The sequence below is a fragment of the Faecalibacterium prausnitzii genome, from assembly GCF_003324185.1.
Lineage (GTDB): Bacteria > Bacillota > Clostridia > Oscillospirales > Ruminococcaceae > Faecalibacterium > Faecalibacterium prausnitzii.
Window position 1 is genome coordinate 225,866 of sequence record NZ_PXUP01000003.1, and the last position, 15,726, is coordinate 241,591.

General features: G+C 57.3%; 12 protein-coding genes and 5 tRNA genes. 14 read left to right on the forward strand and 3 right to left on the reverse strand.

Annotation, left to right across the window (positions count from 1 at the left end):
* The first annotated feature begins 223 nt into the window (after positions 1–223).
* From C7J97_RS03565 to C7J97_RS03585, 5 genes are all read left to right on the forward strand, one after another.
* A tRNA-Gly gene (locus tag C7J97_RS03565) sits at positions 224–299 on the forward strand.
* A gap of 5 nt (positions 300–304) precedes the next feature.
* Positions 305–380, forward strand: a tRNA-Val gene (locus C7J97_RS03570).
* 3 nt (positions 381–383) lie between these two features.
* Positions 384–457: transfer RNA gene (locus tag C7J97_RS03575), tRNA-Asp, on the forward strand.
* Positions 458–462: 5 nt separating this feature from the next.
* Positions 463–538, forward strand: a tRNA-Phe gene (locus C7J97_RS03580).
* Positions 539–704: 166 nt separating this feature from the next.
* Positions 705–780, forward strand: a tRNA-Gly gene (locus C7J97_RS03585).
* 402 nt (positions 781–1,182) lie between these two features.
* Here C7J97_RS03585 and C7J97_RS03590 read toward each other — a convergent pair.
* Positions 1,183–2,109: an AEC family transporter gene (locus C7J97_RS03590; protein ID WP_113993227.1), complete on the reverse strand. Its 927-nt coding sequence runs from the start codon at positions 2,107–2,109 to the stop codon at positions 1,183–1,185.
* 120 nt (positions 2,110–2,229) lie between these two features.
* On the reverse strand, positions 2,230–3,219 hold the full coding sequence (locus C7J97_RS03595) for a nucleoid-associated protein (protein WP_113993226.1): 990 nt from the start codon (positions 3,217–3,219) through the stop codon (positions 2,230–2,232).
* 129 nt (positions 3,220–3,348) lie between these two features.
* Between C7J97_RS03595 and recD2 the strand changes: the two genes are divergently transcribed.
* The 5 genes from recD2 (at position 3,349) to C7J97_RS03620 (ending at position 9,637) form a co-directional block, all read left to right on the forward strand.
* The gene (gene recD2, locus C7J97_RS03600; RefSeq protein WP_113993225.1) at positions 3,349–5,610 is read left to right on the forward strand and encodes an SF1B family DNA helicase RecD2; all 2,262 of its coding nucleotides are present in this window, start codon (positions 3,349–3,351) and stop codon (positions 5,608–5,610) included.
* A gap of 139 nt (positions 5,611–5,749) precedes the next feature.
* Positions 5,750–6,775 (forward strand): rod shape-determining protein, encoded by a 1,026-nt coding sequence (mreB, locus tag C7J97_RS03605; RefSeq protein WP_015538108.1) that lies wholly within the window; start codon positions 5,750–5,752, stop codon positions 6,773–6,775.
* A 160-nt stretch (positions 6,776–6,935) separates the two neighbouring features.
* Positions 6,936–7,292 carry an OadG family transporter subunit gene (locus C7J97_RS03610; RefSeq protein ID WP_005923971.1) on the forward strand — a complete coding sequence of 119 codons (357 nt, stop codon included), beginning with the start codon at positions 6,936–6,938 and terminating at the stop codon, positions 7,290–7,292.
* A 15-nt stretch (positions 7,293–7,307) separates the two neighbouring features.
* Positions 7,308–8,516, forward strand: coding sequence for a sodium ion-translocating decarboxylase subunit beta (locus C7J97_RS03615; RefSeq protein WP_005923974.1), 1,209 nt, complete (start codon positions 7,308–7,310; stop codon positions 8,514–8,516).
* A 428-nt stretch (positions 8,517–8,944) separates the two neighbouring features.
* Positions 8,945–9,637: an alpha/beta hydrolase gene (locus C7J97_RS03620; RefSeq protein ID WP_113993224.1), complete on the forward strand. Its 693-nt coding sequence runs from the start codon at positions 8,945–8,947 to the stop codon at positions 9,635–9,637.
* A 165-nt stretch (positions 9,638–9,802) separates the two neighbouring features.
* On the opposite strand, the gene C7J97_RS03625 is transcribed toward C7J97_RS03620, so the two are convergent.
* Positions 9,803–11,530: a carbon starvation CstA family protein gene (locus tag C7J97_RS03625; RefSeq protein ID WP_005923983.1), complete on the reverse strand. Its 1,728-nt coding sequence runs from the start codon at positions 11,528–11,530 to the stop codon at positions 9,803–9,805.
* 703 nt (positions 11,531–12,233) lie between these two features.
* Between C7J97_RS03625 and C7J97_RS03630 the strand changes: the two genes are divergently transcribed.
* From C7J97_RS03630 to C7J97_RS03645, 4 genes are all read left to right on the forward strand, one after another.
* Positions 12,234–12,542: a YerC/YecD family TrpR-related protein gene (locus C7J97_RS03630; protein ID WP_005923988.1), complete on the forward strand. Its 309-nt coding sequence runs from the start codon at positions 12,234–12,236 to the stop codon at positions 12,540–12,542.
* A 59-nt stretch (positions 12,543–12,601) separates the two neighbouring features.
* Positions 12,602–12,928, forward strand: a complete 327-nt coding sequence (locus tag C7J97_RS03635) for an alpha-helical endospore appendage domain-containing protein (RefSeq protein WP_005923990.1) — start codon at positions 12,602–12,604, stop codon at positions 12,926–12,928.
* A gap of 252 nt (positions 12,929–13,180) precedes the next feature.
* Positions 13,181–13,834 (forward strand): HAD-IA family hydrolase, encoded by a 654-nt coding sequence (locus C7J97_RS03640; protein ID WP_242983430.1) that lies wholly within the window; start codon positions 13,181–13,183, stop codon positions 13,832–13,834.
* Positions 13,835–13,873: 39 nt separating this feature from the next.
* Positions 13,874–15,712, forward strand: a complete 1,839-nt coding sequence (locus C7J97_RS03645) for an SGNH/GDSL hydrolase family protein (protein ID WP_113993222.1) — start codon at positions 13,874–13,876, stop codon at positions 15,710–15,712.
* Positions 15,713–15,726: the final 14 nt, after the last annotated feature.

Below are 15,726 nucleotides of genomic sequence, written 5' to 3' on the forward strand. Positions count from 1 at the left end.
GTTTGTGAAATAGAAAGCAACTGTATTTTGCCCGTACACACAGCGGTGTGAAACAGGGTGAAAAGGGCGGAGTCCTCGCCGCACGCAAAATAAAAAAGAACGTATCAGAGCAAAAAGACATTCTTTTTTGAAAAAATGTAAATTTGTGGTTGACAACTGCCGGAGTGTGCGGTATAATAACCAACGTCGCCGGACGAAAGCCCGGTACAAACAAATGGAATGTGCGGCCGTAGCTCATCTGGTAGAGCGCCACCTTGCCAAGGTGGAGGTAGCGAGTTCGAGCCTCGTCGGCCGCTCCATATGTGGAAGTTTAGCTCAGCTGGGAGAGCATCTGCCTTACAAGCAGAGGGTCAGCGGTTCGAGCCCGTTAACTTCCACCATATGGCCCGGTAGCTCAGTTGGTTAGAGCACCAGCCTGTCACGCTGGGGGTCGTCGGTTCGAGCCCGATCCGGGTCGTATTTGCCTCTGTAGCTCAGTCGGTAGAGCAGGGGACTGAAAATCCCCGTGTCATTGGTTCGATTCCGATCGGAGGCACCACGTCGAAAATCCTGTCATTCATCGGGAAGTCTTGCAAGCAAGACTTCTGTGATGAATACCAGATTTTCTCCTTTTCCCCACAAAATCTTGCTCCGCAAGCTTTCGCGGGGGCCCCGAAATTCGCAAGAATCGCTCGGGAGGGTGCAGGGATAAATGCACCGGATATGCGGCCGTAGCTCATCTGGTAGAGCGCCACCTTGCCAAGGTGGAGGTAGCGAGTTCGAGCCTCGTCGGCCGCTCCAATACGAAGCCATCGTTGATGCAGAGATGCAAAAACGATGGCTTTTTTGTTTCGTGCGGCAATGGTCGGGAATGTCCGCAGCGTCGCGCTTCCGTAGGAAGCGGCGCTGCATCTGCCGTTTTCCATCACGACCCCACCTGTGAAAAAGGAGTAGCGGAACGCCCGCAGGCGTTCCGCTACTCCGAAATCTAAAATACTATTTCTGCTGGCTATGCCCAGCAACGACGACGACCGCCGCCAGTGGCGGAAACAGGGAGGAGTTGTTGGGGCAGCGGCCAGCAAGACGCGCGTGCCGTCCAAGGCACGATGCGGATGCTGGGTGCCGCAACCCGTAAGACGCGGAAGGCATTTTAAATCGTCCTTCTTACAATATAAATATACTGCTACTGGGCGGCGGCTCTGCTTACATCACCATGGTGATGATCAGCGCACACAGCGGCAGGGTGACGATGCTGAGCAGGGTAGTCAGCACCACGCTTCCGGCGGCAAAGTGCTCATCGTGGCCGAACTGCACCGCAAATACCGAGGTGATGGCGGCGGCCGGGCAGCATTCCAGCAGCGTGACCACCTGTGCGGCAGTGCCGTGGAAGCCCAGCACCCCGAACAGCGCCAGCGTAGCCACCGGGATCAGCAGCATACGCACGGAGGCAAGCTTCCAGATGTGCTTGTCGGTTACGATGCTGCGCACGTCACCGGCGGCAATCAGCATACCGGTAATGAGCATGGACAGCGGGGTGTTCACTCCGGCCAACAGTTCCAGTGGCTGAGTGATCAGGGTGGGAAGCGGGATCTGCAGCAGATAGATGCCCAGCCCCACCACAATGGCATACAGTACCGGGGTGCGCACCAGACTGCGGGCAACCTCTTTTACACTGGAACCGCCGCTGACAAGGCCATAACCCAGCGTCCACAGCAGAATGTTGAACACGGTAACGTAGGCACTGGCATACAAAAGACCTTCGGAGCCGAACAGCGCCGAAATAAGCGGGAAGCCCATGTATGCTGCGTTGGAAAAAATGCAGGCGAACCGGAAAATGGGCATCCTGCTGCCAGTCTTGCGTGCCGTGAGCAGCAGAGTGATCACAGTGCCCAGCAGCACGGACAGGACGCTCATGCCGAAAGCCGCCAGCAGATTGTGCAAGATCTGGGCGCTGAATTCCATGCGGTAAGAGTTTACCACCATGGCCGGCACAATGATGTACACCAGCAGATTGGAAAGCGCCTGCTTGTTTTCCAGCTTGAGCACGCCGGTTTTGACCGCCACCATGCCTGTGCCGATCAGCAGGAACAAGACCGCGACCTGCTGCACGGTGATGAGAGCCAGTTCCATAAAATTCTCCTCCTCTAGGCCATAACGCATATACCACGAAAGATACAACACAGGTATAGTACAAAACCCTGCGGATAGCAAGGCGGAACGCAGGGCTTTGCAAGATTTTGCAGTTAAAGCTTACAAAATGACATTTTTGATCAGCAGGGAAATGCTGCCGTCATCGGCGTGCAGGAACTCTACCTCCGATTCGGCGTTCAACAGTTCGGTGGGGATCTTTACCTCAATGCCGTTGGCGGTGCGCAGGCTGCGGCTCTCCATGCGGCGGATGCGGGCGGGGGCCACAGTCACCGGCTGGGCGGCGCTGTCAATGACATCGCTCTTTTCTACATAATCGTCAAAGGGCACGGCGGCAAGAGGATATTCCTCCTCCAATTGCTGGCGCACCTGCTGGATGGACACCTGATTGTCGTTGTCGGCAGCCTGATTGGCAATCATCATGGCCACCTGTGCCTCCACATGGGGCGTTTCAGCGTAGTTCTCCTGCACAGCCTGCACGGCAGCTTCCTGAATGGCCTGCAGCTTTTTCTTTTCCGGCTGGGCGGTGGTGTACTGGAACACCACGGTGGAAAGGTAAAACTCCTTGTGGCCGTCAATATCATACTTCTTTTCCAGCAGCCGCATGGAGTAATCGGTCAGGTCTACCAGTGCGCCCTCCTCCACCTTGCCGCTCTGGGTAGGCAGGCAGGCGCGCTGCTGGATGATGGAGTTCACCGGTGCGCCCTCCACAGTCTCCGTATAGTGGGTGTAGCCGTTTTTGTAGTTCAGCTTCAGGATGCCCAGCCACGGCGCACCGTCCCGGGTAAAATCCACCACGGCAAGGTCTGCCCCGGGGATGGTGGTGTGGGCGTGCATATAGTCGAACAGCACCCCGGCAATGCGGCAGGAAAGATCCACAAAGTCCTGATTGTGTTCCAGCTCATTTTTAAAGGCTGAGTCCGGCAGCGGGCGGCACTGGCGGATGTCGTCGCTGGCCAGCAGCTTTTCAATGTGGTTTTGCAGGTAGGCGTTTTTTTCGGCGGTCAGTTCCATGGGCCCGCCGCTGAGCACCGGCGCATCCATGGTGGTATCCAGAACGTGCAGAATGGCCTGATGAATGATGATCTCCATTGTTGCTCCTCATTTCGTGACGTAGTGTTTGCGCCCAGTATAGCACAACCGCCGGAAAAAGGCGAGAGCCGCCCGGGGATTTTGCGGATTCTACAATTTACAAATCCCGCCAAAAGGGCTATACTTATAATGTCTGTGCAAAAGGAGGTGGAGCTGGTGGACGAGCAGCAGCTGGAACAGATCGAAGGCGTCGTGGAGGATATCATCTACGAGAACGAGGATAACGGCTATGTGGTGTTCGAGATCTCCGGCGGCGGGGTGCTCACGGTGGTCTGCGGCATCGTAGGCGAGCTGCACGCAGGCGAAAGCGTCATCTGCCGCGGCAGGTACGAAAACCACGCCACCTATGGCCGCCAGTTCCACGCGCAGGAATGCGAGACCGATATGCCCAAGGATCTGGAAGCGGTGTATGCCTTTCTGGCCAGCCGTTCCCTGCCGTATATCGGCGCAAGAACTGCGGATAAGATCATTGATATGTTCGGGGCTGAAGCGCTGGAGGTCATCGCCAACGACCCCGCCCGGCTGACCAAGATCCCCGGCATCTCGCCGGATAAGGCCGACCGCATCCAGCAGGAGTTCAAGCGGATGTTCGGAATGCGGGAGCTCATCGCCTATCTGGCGCAGTTTGAGATCAGTCCCCGCAAGGCTATGGAGGTGTTCAAAGCCTTTGGCGTGGGGGCGATGCAGGCCATTGCGTCAAACCCCTATCTGCTGTGCGGGGAGCCGCTGCAGCTGGACTTCCGCCACGCGGACAGCATCGCCCAGTATTACCACATGGAAGGGGACTGCGCCCAGCGGCTGGAAGCTGCCCTGCTGCGCACTTTGCGCCACAATGCGGGCAACGGCCACACCTGTCTGCCCCGGGCACAGCTGCTGGCAACTGCCTCCAACTTTATCCACCAGCCGCCGGAAAAGCTGGCGCGTGCGCTGGATCACTGCATCGAAACGGAAGAACTGTGTGTAAAAATGTTCGATGCCGTGCCCTATATCTACCTGCCAGATCTGCTGGCTGCAGAGCAGGACATTGCCGACCGGCTGAACCTGCTGGCAAAGCGCGGCAAGAACACGGCCCGGGATCTGGATAAAAACATCCAGATCTTGGAGCTGACACAGGGCTTTGCCTACGCCCCCCTGCAAAGGGAAGCCATCCGCAAGGCTATGACTGAGAACTGCCTTGTGCTCACCGGCGGCCCCGGCACGGGCAAGACCACCACGGTCAACGCCATTTTGCAGCTGCTGGAAAATCAGGCCGAGCGGGTAGCCCTGTGCGCGCCCACCGGCCGCGCTGCCAAGCGGCTCAGCGAGCTGACCGGCCGCAAGGCCAGCACCATCCACCGCCTGCTGGAGGTGGACTATACCGGCGGCGTGGTCAGTTTTATCCATAACGACAAAAACCTGCTCAAGTGTGACGTGGTCATTCTGGACGAGATGAGCATGGTGGACGTCAAGCTGTTTCAGGCGCTCATTGCAGCGCTGCGCTACACCTGCCGTATTATTATGGTAGGCGATGCCGACCAGCTGCCCAGCGTGGGCGCGGGCAACATCCTCAGCGAGGTCATCCGCTCCGGCTGCGTGCCCACCGTCTGCCTGAACGAGATCTTCCGGCAGGCAAAGCGCAGCCTCATCGTGGAAAACGCCCATCACATCATCTCCGGCGAGCCGCTGCAAAAGGGCAGCAAGACCGATGACTTCTTCTTTTTGGAGTCCGATGGCGAGGCCGCCCAGCGTCTGGTGTGCGACCTTGTCACCACCCGGCTGCCCCGGAGCTACGGCTTTGACCCCATCCGGGATATTCAGGTGCTGTGCCCCACAAAGCTTGGCCCCACCGGCACACAGGCACTGAACGTGGAACTGCAAAACCTGCTCAACCCGCCCCAGAAGGGCAAGCCCCAGCTGCAAAGCGCCGCCCGGGTGTTCCGGGTAGGGGACAAGGTGATGCAGGTGCGCAACAACTACGAGATCGTCTGGAACCGCATCGGCGGTGAGCAGGGCGTGGGTGCCTACAACGGCGATATCGGCATTGTGGAAAGCATCAACCTGCGGGAGCGCTCCATGGTGGTGCGCATGGACGACCGGCGGCTGCTCTACCCGGCGGAAAACCTGAACGAGCTGGAGATCGCCTACGCCATCACGGTGCACAAAAGTCAGGGCAGCGAGTTCCCGGCGGTGATCCTGCCGGTGGCGCAGGTGCCGCCAAGGCTGTGCTACCGCAACCTGTTCTACACCGGCGTCACTCGCGCGCGCAAATTGTGCGTTGTGGCGGGCCGCAGGGACGTGGTGAACAGCATGATGAGCAACATCCGGCAGAACCTGCGTTACAGCGGTCTGTGCGCCCTGCTGCAGGCCGGACAGCCGCCGCAGCAGCTCGGTACAGAAGGGGAGAGCTCCTAATAAAACCGCGCAGAACAGCGGCAAAGCTTGTATACTTTTTGCCGCAACTATGTTATACTAAAGCAGTCTTTGTTTTTTGCCCGCAGCTGCGGGCGTTACATACATGATAGAGGAACGCAGAGAAAGGATTCAGGCAATTATGGCACAGAATGATATTGGCATCGACCTTGGTACTACTACCATCATCATCGCGCAGGAGGGCAAGGGCGTGGTGCTCAACCAGCCCAGCGTTGTGGCAATGGATACCCGCAAGAACACCGTGCTGGAAGCCGGCGACAAGGCACTGGCTATGGTGGGACGCACGCCCAACTATATCTCCGCCATCTTCCCGCTGAAGGACGGCGTCATCAGCGACCACACCATGACCCGGGAGCTGATCTGCCGCTTTGTCAAGCAGGTGTACAGCTCCCACATGGTCAAGCCCCGGGTGGCAGTGTGCGTGCCCGCCGCTATTACCGGCATTGAGAGCGATGCCGTGGTAGAGGCTGTAGTGGCAGCCGGTGCCCGTCAGGTGTACCTGATCGACGAGCCTATCGCCGCAGCCCTCGGCTCCGGCATCGACATCACCCTGCCGGACGGCCGCATGATCATTGATATCGGCGGCGGCACCACGGATATCGCGGTGCTGAGCCTTGGCGGCAAGGTCAAGGCCACCAGTGTGCGCGTGGCCGGCAACCACTACGATGAGGAGATCCTCAAGCACGTGCGCAACAAATACAGCATTGCCATTGGCCAGCGCACCGCCGAGGAACTGAAAAAGCACGTTGCCTGCTGCCCCCAAAAGACCGATTTCCACGAGAGCATGGAGATCAAGGGCCGCAGCCTGCTCACCGGTCTGCCGGTGCGCGTGACCGTTTCCACCGACGATCTGTACGAGCCGGTGATGATGCTCAGCGAGCAGATCGGCACCGCAGCCCATCAGGTGCTGGAAAAAACCCCGCCGGAGCTGGCAGGCGATATCTACCGCAACGGCGTCATGTTGACCGGCGGCGGTGCCCAGCTGCACGGCCTGACCGAATATCTGAGCCAGGAACTGAAGGTGGAGGTCACCGTCTCGCCGGATCCCGTAAACTGCGTTGCACTGGGCACGGCACAGAGCCTTTCCATCGGTGATAAGCTGGAAACCGGCTTTACGGATGCTACTCCGCGCATCGGCCGCCGCTAAGCTTGGTTCGTTTTGTCCATGTCATATCACAAAGCAGCAAAAATAAAATTTGTTAATTTTTGTTGAAATGAATGGCAAAATACGGTATACTATACCCAAATTGATTTTCTGCTAACGATGTTGTATCGCTTGCAGTATCCAACAAACAGGAGGAAAAACCATGGACTTAGGTTTCGATGTGGTCGTTACCATTACTGGTATCGTGCTGGTGTTCCTGATCCTCGTGCTGCTGATGGCTATCATCACGCTGGAGGGCAAGATCTTCGACTCGATGAATGCCAAGAAGAAGGCCGCTAAGACTGCTGCGCAGGCACCCGCCGCAAAGCCCGCTGCCGCTCCGGTACAGCAGGCTGCGCCCGCTCCTCAGGTAGAGGAGGGCATCCCCGGTGACGTGGTGGCCGCCATTATGGCTGCTATCCATGCAATGGGCAACGGCAAGTACACCCTTAAGGCAGTGCGTCGTGGCAAAAATGGCTGGGGCAAGGCCGGCGTGAACGACACCACGGCCCCGTTTTAACACAGGAGGAAGAGCATGACACAGTTTATTGATACTCTGGTCGGTATTTTCCAAAGTTCCGGCTTTGCACAGTTTGGCCAGCCCGGCGGCTGGCTGTACGCCGTGATGATCTGCGTGGGCTGCTTTTTGCTGTACCTCGCCATCGTCAAGGAGTTCGAACCCCTGATCCTGCTACCCATGGCCTTTGGCATGATCCTTGCCAACCTCCCCGGCAGCGGCATCATCCACATGCAGTACTTCGTCGGTGACGGTCTGGAGCACCCCATGTGGGTCGAGATCCTGAACAACGGCGGTCTGGCCGATATGCTCTACATGGGCGTTAAGCTGGGCATCTACCCGCCGCTGATCTTCCTCGGCATCGGCACCATGACCGACTTTGCACCCCTGATCTCCAACCCCAAGAGCCTGCTGCTGGGCGCTGCCGCACAGTTCGGTATCTTCGGTACTTACATGGGCGCTCGTCTGCTGGCCGCTACCGGTCTGGTGGACTTCACCCAGAAGCAGTCCGCTGCCATCTCCATCATCGGCGGTGCCGACGGCCCCACCGCTATCTTCGTTACCTCCCGTCTGGCACCTGAGCTGCTGGGCAGCATCGCTGTGGCAGCGTACAGCTACATGGCACTGGTGCCCGTTATCCAGCCGCCCATCATGAAGGCATTGACCACCTCCAAGGAGCGCTCTGTGGTCATGAAGCAGCTGCGCACCGTCTCCAAGACCGAGAGGATCATCTTCCCCATCATGGTCGCTATCATTGTTTCCCTCATCGTGCCGGATGCCGCCGTTCTGGTCGGTATGCTGATGCTGGGCAACCTGATGAAGGAGTGCGGCGTTGTGGATCGTATCCAGAAGACCGCCGGTAATGAGCTGATGAACATCATCACCATCTTCCTGGCTCTGTCTGTTGGCTGCACCACCAGTGCAAACACCTTCCTGAACACCCGCACCCTGTTCATCATCGTGCTGGGTCTGATCGCCTTCTCCTTCGGCACCGCAGCCGGTGTGCTGTGCGGCAAGGTTATGTACAAGCTGACCGGCGGTCAGGTGAACCCCCTGATCGGTTCCGCCGGCGTTTCCGCCGTGCCTATGGCCGCTCGTGTCTCCCAGAAGGTCGGCCAGAGTGAGAACCCCTCCAACTTCCTGCTGATGCACGCCATGGGCCCCAACGTGGCCGGCGTTATCGGTTCTGCCGTTGCTGCTGGTATCCTGATCAACATCTTCGGCTAAGAAAAACCTAAAGCACTACCCCAAGAGCCATCGCACAAGTTTGTGCGGTGGCTCTTTTTGTGCAGGACGATTTCAAATGGCCTCCGCTGCGCTTTGGCCATATTCAGCGGAATTATGATTTATTATTTCGGGATAACGGAGCGTCTGCGGACGCTCCGTTATCCCATTTTCACGGGAGAGGACGTAAGAGGTAACAGCAGCCGTTTCCAGTTACGACCCCTTCTGTGAAAAAGAGGTTCTGAAACGCACGCAGGCGTTTCAGAACCTCAAATATTAAAATATACTTTCCTTGAACAATGGCCAGAGCGGCAGCGGAGGCCATTCAAAATTGTGTTAGCATTAGTTTCTTCCTGTTTGTGTTTGGCTGTTGCTTGTGCTATCATAGAGAAAACAGGGCGCAAAACGCCCCAAAACAGGAGGGAGCCGTTATGGAAAAAATCAAGCTTGAGATCGCAGGCATCCCGGCTGTCCTGTACGGCAAGCGCAGCCGCCGGGTCTATCTCTACGTCCACGGCAAAAACGGCAGCGCAGCCGAGGCTGCCCGCTTTGCCCGCACAGCTTGCCCGGCAGGCTGGCAGGTGCTGGCTGTCGATCTGCCGGAGCACGGCACCCGGAAAAACAGCCCGGAAAAGCTGGTGCCGTGGGTGGTCACCCGGGAACTGCAAACGGTCTATGCCCGGATGCAGCCGGTGTGGAAACATATTCGGGTGTATGGGGTCAGCATCGGTGCGTGGTTTGCCATGCAGGCGTTGCAGACGCAAACGCCGGAAAAGGCACTGCTTGTCTCCCCGGTGGTGGATATGGAAAAGCTGATCCTTGACCTGATGCAGCAGGCAGGGGTAACGGAGGAGCAGCTGCGCGCGGCAGGGGAGATCCCCACAGACTTTGGGAAGACGCTTTCGTGGCCGTATCTGTGCTGGGTGCGGGAGCACCCGCTGCACTGGAAAGTGCCTACACAGGTGCTCTATGCTGATACAGACCCCCTTACCGGGCACACCGCCATGGAGCAGTTCCGGCAGCAGACCGGGGCGCACCTGACCATTTTGGAGGGCGGGGAGCACTGGTTCCATACCGAGACCCAGCTGGCCGCTCTGCAAAGCTGGGAAAACTGTCATTTATAATAAGCAGTTTCTCTTTTCCTCAGTCTGTGAAAATGTAAGCCCGGAAAATCCGCGGATTTTCCGGGCTTACATATAAAATACGCTTCCACAACAAAACGCCGCTGACGGCTTTGTGCATCGTCAGCGGCGTTTTGTTTATTGAAAACAGGATTGTGAATGGCAGAATCAGACGTTTGCTTCGCTGTTGTGCTCAGCCTTCTTGTAAGCGGAGAAGGAGTGGAACACAATGTTCAGGCCCAGCACAATCAGCAGCACGGCAAGGATCAGCTGCAGGCCGTTTGCGATAAACACAGCGCCCCAGGTGGTCTCACCGGCAGGGATGGTAACAGAAGCGGCGGTGCTGATGGCCTTGACCATAGCGATCAGGCGCTGCACCAGTGCGGTAAAGGTAACGCACAGCATGATGACCAGAGGGGGGAACAGCATCTTGTTGCTGCGGCCGGTCACCTTCAGGAACACGCACAGGGTAGCCAGCACCAGTGCGCTCAGCAGCTGGTTGGCAGAACCGAACAGCGGCCAGATGTTGGCGTAGCCGATCTTGGTCAGGATAAAGCCGAACACCAGCGTGATGAAGGTGGAGAAGTACACGTTGCAGAACAGCTTGCGCCAGCCCTCAGCGTGCTCCATGTCGTCCACGCTGAACAGCTCCTGGAAGCTCATGCGGCCAATGCGGGCCACGGCATCCAGACTGGTCAGTGCCAGTGCGGAAACACACATGGTCATGAACACGGTAGCGGCGTAAGCGGGCACGCCGAACATCTCAAAGAAACCGGCAACGCCGCGGCTGAAGATCTGGAACGGAGTACCGGCAGCAGGGGTGCCGTCGGCAGCTGCGGCAGCACCGGCAACACACAGAGCCAGAACAGCCAACAGGCTTTCAAGGATCATGGCACCGTAGCCGACCTTCAGCATATCCTTCTCGTTTTCAACGGTCTTGGAGGAAGTACCGGAGGAAACAAGGCTGTGGAAGCCGGAAACTGCACCGCAAGCCACGGTGACGAACAGGATGGGGAACATGGTGCCCAGCTTTTCGTTGGTAAAGCCAGTGAACACGGGCAGGTTCATGGTGGGGTGTGCAACCAGCAGGCCAACCACAGCGCCCACGATCATGGCCACGAACATAAAGGTGGTCATGTGGTCACGGGGCTGCTTGAGCAGCCACATGGGCAGCACAGCAGCAAAGAAGATATACACAAAGGTGATGTAGCTCCAAGCGGCCTTACCCAGGATCAGGGGCAGGTTTGCGCCGATGACAAAGGACAGCACGATGAACACGATGCTGATAACGCTTTCCTTCCAGCCGGAGAAGCTGAACTTTTTCTGCAGCAGGCCAAAGATAACGGCGAACACCATGAACATGATGGACACCATACCGGCAGCGCCGTTGGTCTTGGCAGCTTCAACCATTGCGCCGTCTGCGCCGAAGGCATTGAAGGTGCCGGCAACCATGTCCGCAAAAGCGGCAATCACGATGCCGCAGAACAGCCAGCAGAACAGCAGGAACAGCTTGCGGCCGGTCTTGCCGATGTACTTTTCAATCAGCATACCCATGCTCTTGCCGTCGTTCTTAACGGAAGCATACAAAGCGCCAAAGTCGGTAACGGCGCCAAAGAAGATGCCGCCCAGCAGCACCCACAGCAGCACCGGCAGCCAGCCGAAAGCAGCGGCCTGAATGGCACCGGTAACAGGGCCTGCACCGGCAATGGAGCTGAACTGGTGGGCAAACACCGTCCAGCCGTTGGTGGGCACATAGTCCCGGCCATCTTCGTGGACGACTGCCGGGGTCTTGGCAGCAGGGTCGATGCCCCATTTGTTAGCCAGCCAGCGGCCGTAAAGCACATAAGCGCCAAACAGGCACACCGCTGCGATCAATACGATGACCAGCGTATTCATAGTTTTCTACCTCTTTCCTTTTTTCACTCCGCAACAGGTTCGGAACGATAGGCTACCGTCCGGCAAAGTGCTTCCCCGGAGCGTAAAAAACCTTCGTCCTCAGCACATGACCGGGCTTTCCGGCCACACTCCGAAGACGAAGGCTTCTGCTCCCGCCTGCCAGGGCAGGGGCATTACTCCGCGGTACCACTTCGCTTGCTGTGTTAAAACAGCCACTCTCCCACGCATGGTACACTGACCATGCTGCCCGATAACGTGGGCTGGACGGCACCATGCTACTTGGGGGCGCAAAACCCGGTTCACACAGGCTGCTCGCAGGCGAGGGTCCTCTGCTCCTGACTGCCGCTTTTTCACCCGAGAAGCGGCTCGCTGAAAGAGGGTGATGCAGAAGATCATGTCCTGTTCCTTGCATTTGCTGAATGATTGTGTCCTACTTTATTCCCGTTTTCATCAATTGTCAATATTTCTGTAACAAGTTCAGAGGATACGCCAATTCAAGCCATTTTCTGGGAATAATTTTTAGATGATTTTCTTTCATGTGTGAAGAGAATAAAACTGAATACGCTCTTAATTGAAAACCATTCACCCACAGGTCTTGACTTTCGCACTTTGAAGTGCTAAAGTAATAGCGTGCAGAATATTCCGCGCGGCAGCACTGTCGGCTTTGCCTGCTGCCGCCGCTGTTATAATAAGGAGAAAAACAATGGCTGAAAAAAATTCCAGAAGAAACGAGACGACGGATGCACTGTTTGACGCTATCCTCAGTCTGGAGAGCCGGGAAGAGTGCTACGCCTTTTTTGAGGATCTATGCACTGTAAAGGAGATCTCGGATATGGCGCAGCGCCTGCAGGCCGCAAAGCTGCTGCTGGACGGTGCCACCTATGAGCAGATCGTCAAGGCGGTGGAGATCAGCACTGCCACCATCAGCCGCATCAACCGCTGCATCCAGTACGGCTCCGGCGGCTACCGCGACACCATTGAGAAGGTGCGCGCGCAGGCTGAAAAGCAGTAACAGCCGCACCCGCCGTAGCATAGGATAGGGCACACGACCGGAAAGGAAGGTTTTGCCCTATGATGATCGATACCCCCTGTGCCCGTTCTCAGTGCCCGGAGATGCCCAAGGTCAGCTTGGATCAGGCTGTTGTGGACCTGATGGAAAGCATTGCCTTGCAGGAAACGGCGCTCAGCCACATTTTGTGTGCCGAAAGCCGGAAGATGCAGAAGGCCATGGATCTGGATGGCCTGGATCTTTGCAAGCTGCTGGAGGTGAACGACTCCGCCACCAATATGGTGCACGCCGTCGCAAACCTTGAACTGGTGCTCAAGGATAAGCTGGAGTTCGTTTCCAACAACCTGTATGTCCCGGGGGACAGCGGCTGCCCATCACCTGCGCAGTAATGTTTTTGCGTGGGACGATCTTTACTGCAATCTAACCTGTGAAAATGCAATGTCGGGCAGCCCACAGGCTGCCCGACATTGCTCTGAATCGTTCTGCCGCAAGGGAGGCTGCTGCACAAAACAGGGTGCAGCAGCCTCCCTTTTTATGAAAATCCTGCATAAGAGACAGAAAAATCTTTTGTTGGAATTGCTGATGTATCAAATCTGTGCTATACTATTGGATGTATCACCATGAAAGCGAGGAATATAACATTGCTGCATTATGATGCGATCCTATTTGATGTGGACGGGACGCTGATCGATTCGGCTCCCGGTATCATTCATACATTGCAAGAGGTTTTCTGCACCATGGGTGTGGATGTATCCGGCGTAAACCTGCGCCGGTATCTGGGCCCGCCGCTGCGCAAAAGCTTCGGTGAGCACTTCACCGACCCGGCGCTGATCGAAAAGGCCACCGACCTTTACCGCACGAGCTACGCGGTGAAGGGCAGCCACGAGTGTGCCGTGTTCCCGGGTGTTCCGCAGATGCTGCAAACCCTGAAGCAGGCTGGTTTTATTTTGTGCACCGCCACCTCCAAGCCCACCAAGGTGGTCACCCCTATTTTGGAGGAGCAGGGTCTGGCGCAGTATTTTGATTTTATCGGCGGTGCCTCCATGGACGAGAGCCGGGACACCAAGACCGAGGTCGTGCGTTATGTGCTCAGCCAGCCCGCCTTGCAGGGCAAGCGGGTGCTGATGGTGGGCGACCGCAACGATGATATGCGGGGCGCTGCCGACTGTGGTCTGGATGCTGCCGGTGTGCTGTACGGCTACGGCAGCCGGGAAGAGCTGGAAGCTTTCCATCCGGTGCTGCTGGCCGAAAGCTGCGCCGACCTTACCGACCGGCTGCTGGCAGCCCGGGTATGACAGGAAGTTTCATTCCTTCGGAAGGAGAATGGATAGAATATGAGAAGCAATAATCAACAGGAGAACAAGGCGCTGACCCCGATGCAGAAGCAGGCGGTGCTGGTGTGCATCGTGTGCGCACTGGCGGCGCTACTGACCATCGGCATCACCCTTACCATGCTCAAGCGGGGCAAGGACCCGGCGGAGCAGCCGGGGGATTCTTCCATTATTACCCCCGCGCCCGCCCCGGAAGGGGAGGAGGATATCTCTGACCACTACCAGATCAACGAGACTTCCAGTGCACTGCTCACCGGGACTGCTGATGCTGGTGACGCCTATCAGGAGCAGACCCTTTTTATCGGCGATTCCAACACGGTGCGTTTGTACGCCAACGGTCTGATCTCGTTGCAGCAGTTCTGCGCCAAGGAAGGCATTGGCACCAGTGCCGCCCTGAACGAGGGCATCGTTACCTTTAAGCGGGACGATAACCGCTACACCATCGCGCAGGCGGTGGCCAAAATGAAGCCCCGCCGGGTGGTCATTATGCTGGGCACCAACGACAACGGCATGAATACCGAGGACTTTATCAGCAACTACACCGCGCTGGTACAGGCCATTCAGGCCAGCTATCCCTATACCGATATCATCGTCAACACGGTGCCGCCGGTCCCGTCCAACCACTCCAACTACCCCAATATGGATCAGACCCGCATTGATGATTTCAACATGGCGCTGCTGACCATGTGCGAGCAGCTGGGCGTCAAGTTCCTCAACTCTGCCGAGGCACTGAAGGACGCCAACGGCTACGGCAATGTCGATTACTACCAGAGCGGGGATATCCACCTCAAGCCCGCAGGCCTGAAGGTGCTGCTGAAGTATCTGCGCACCCACGCCTACGAGACCGAGGATCGCCGCCCGGATACCAATAATATCCCCACCCGCGCCGAGTATACCGCCAACCCCAGCTCTGCGGTGGAGGCATCCAGCAGCTCGGAGACGGTCTCCTCCTCTGTTGTTGAGGAAAAAACGGAGTATCAGGCGGACTATCGCGTGGACAAAACCGGCGGCGGCTCCCTGACCTGCGGCGACGAGAGCGGCAAGTCTCTTACCGTCAAGGTGACCAGCGCCGCCCAGAGCGTTACGGTGACCGCTGTGCCGGAGGACGGCTATGTGTTCGTCAAGTGGAGCGATGGCGTGACCAAGCGCACCCGCACCGATACCAATTTTGACCAGAACGTGGATGTGACCGCTGTGTTTGCAGCGGCCTCTATCCAGGTCAGCAGCAGCGGTAAGGCTGGGCTGGGGGATTCCTATACCTTTAAGGCAACCCTCAAGGGCAAGTATCTGGATGCTTCCAGCATCCGCTGGTATGTCAACGGCAGCGAGGTAACACAAGCTGCCGGTAAGACCACCGTAAAGGGCGAGGTAGACCCCTCTATGGTGGGCGGCACCTTCCGGGTGTACGCCACCGCCAGCTATAACGACTGCACCGTCACCAGCAACAAGCTGGAACTTACGGTCAGCGGTGGAACGTCCGGCAGCACCAGCAGCTCCAGCAGCTCCAGCGCTTCCTCTAAGGAGGATAAGCCTGCATCCTCCAAGGAAGAAACGTCCTCCTCTAAGGAAGAAAAACCGGCCTCTTCCAAGGAAGAGAAACCCGCTTCCTCCAAGGAGGAGAAGCCCGCTTCTTCCTCCTCGAACGGTACTTCTGAAAGCACTGGCAGCTCCTCCAAGGTGGAGAAGCCTGCCTCTTCTGCGGCATCTTCTAAGGAAGAAAAGCCCGTCTCTTCTTCGCAGAGCAGTTCCTCTTCCAAGGAGGAAAAACCAGCCTCTTCTAAAGAGGAAAAGCCCGCTTCCTCCAAAACCGAGGTAAGCGCCAGCAAGGAAGCTGCCAACTAAGGGCACATTTCCTC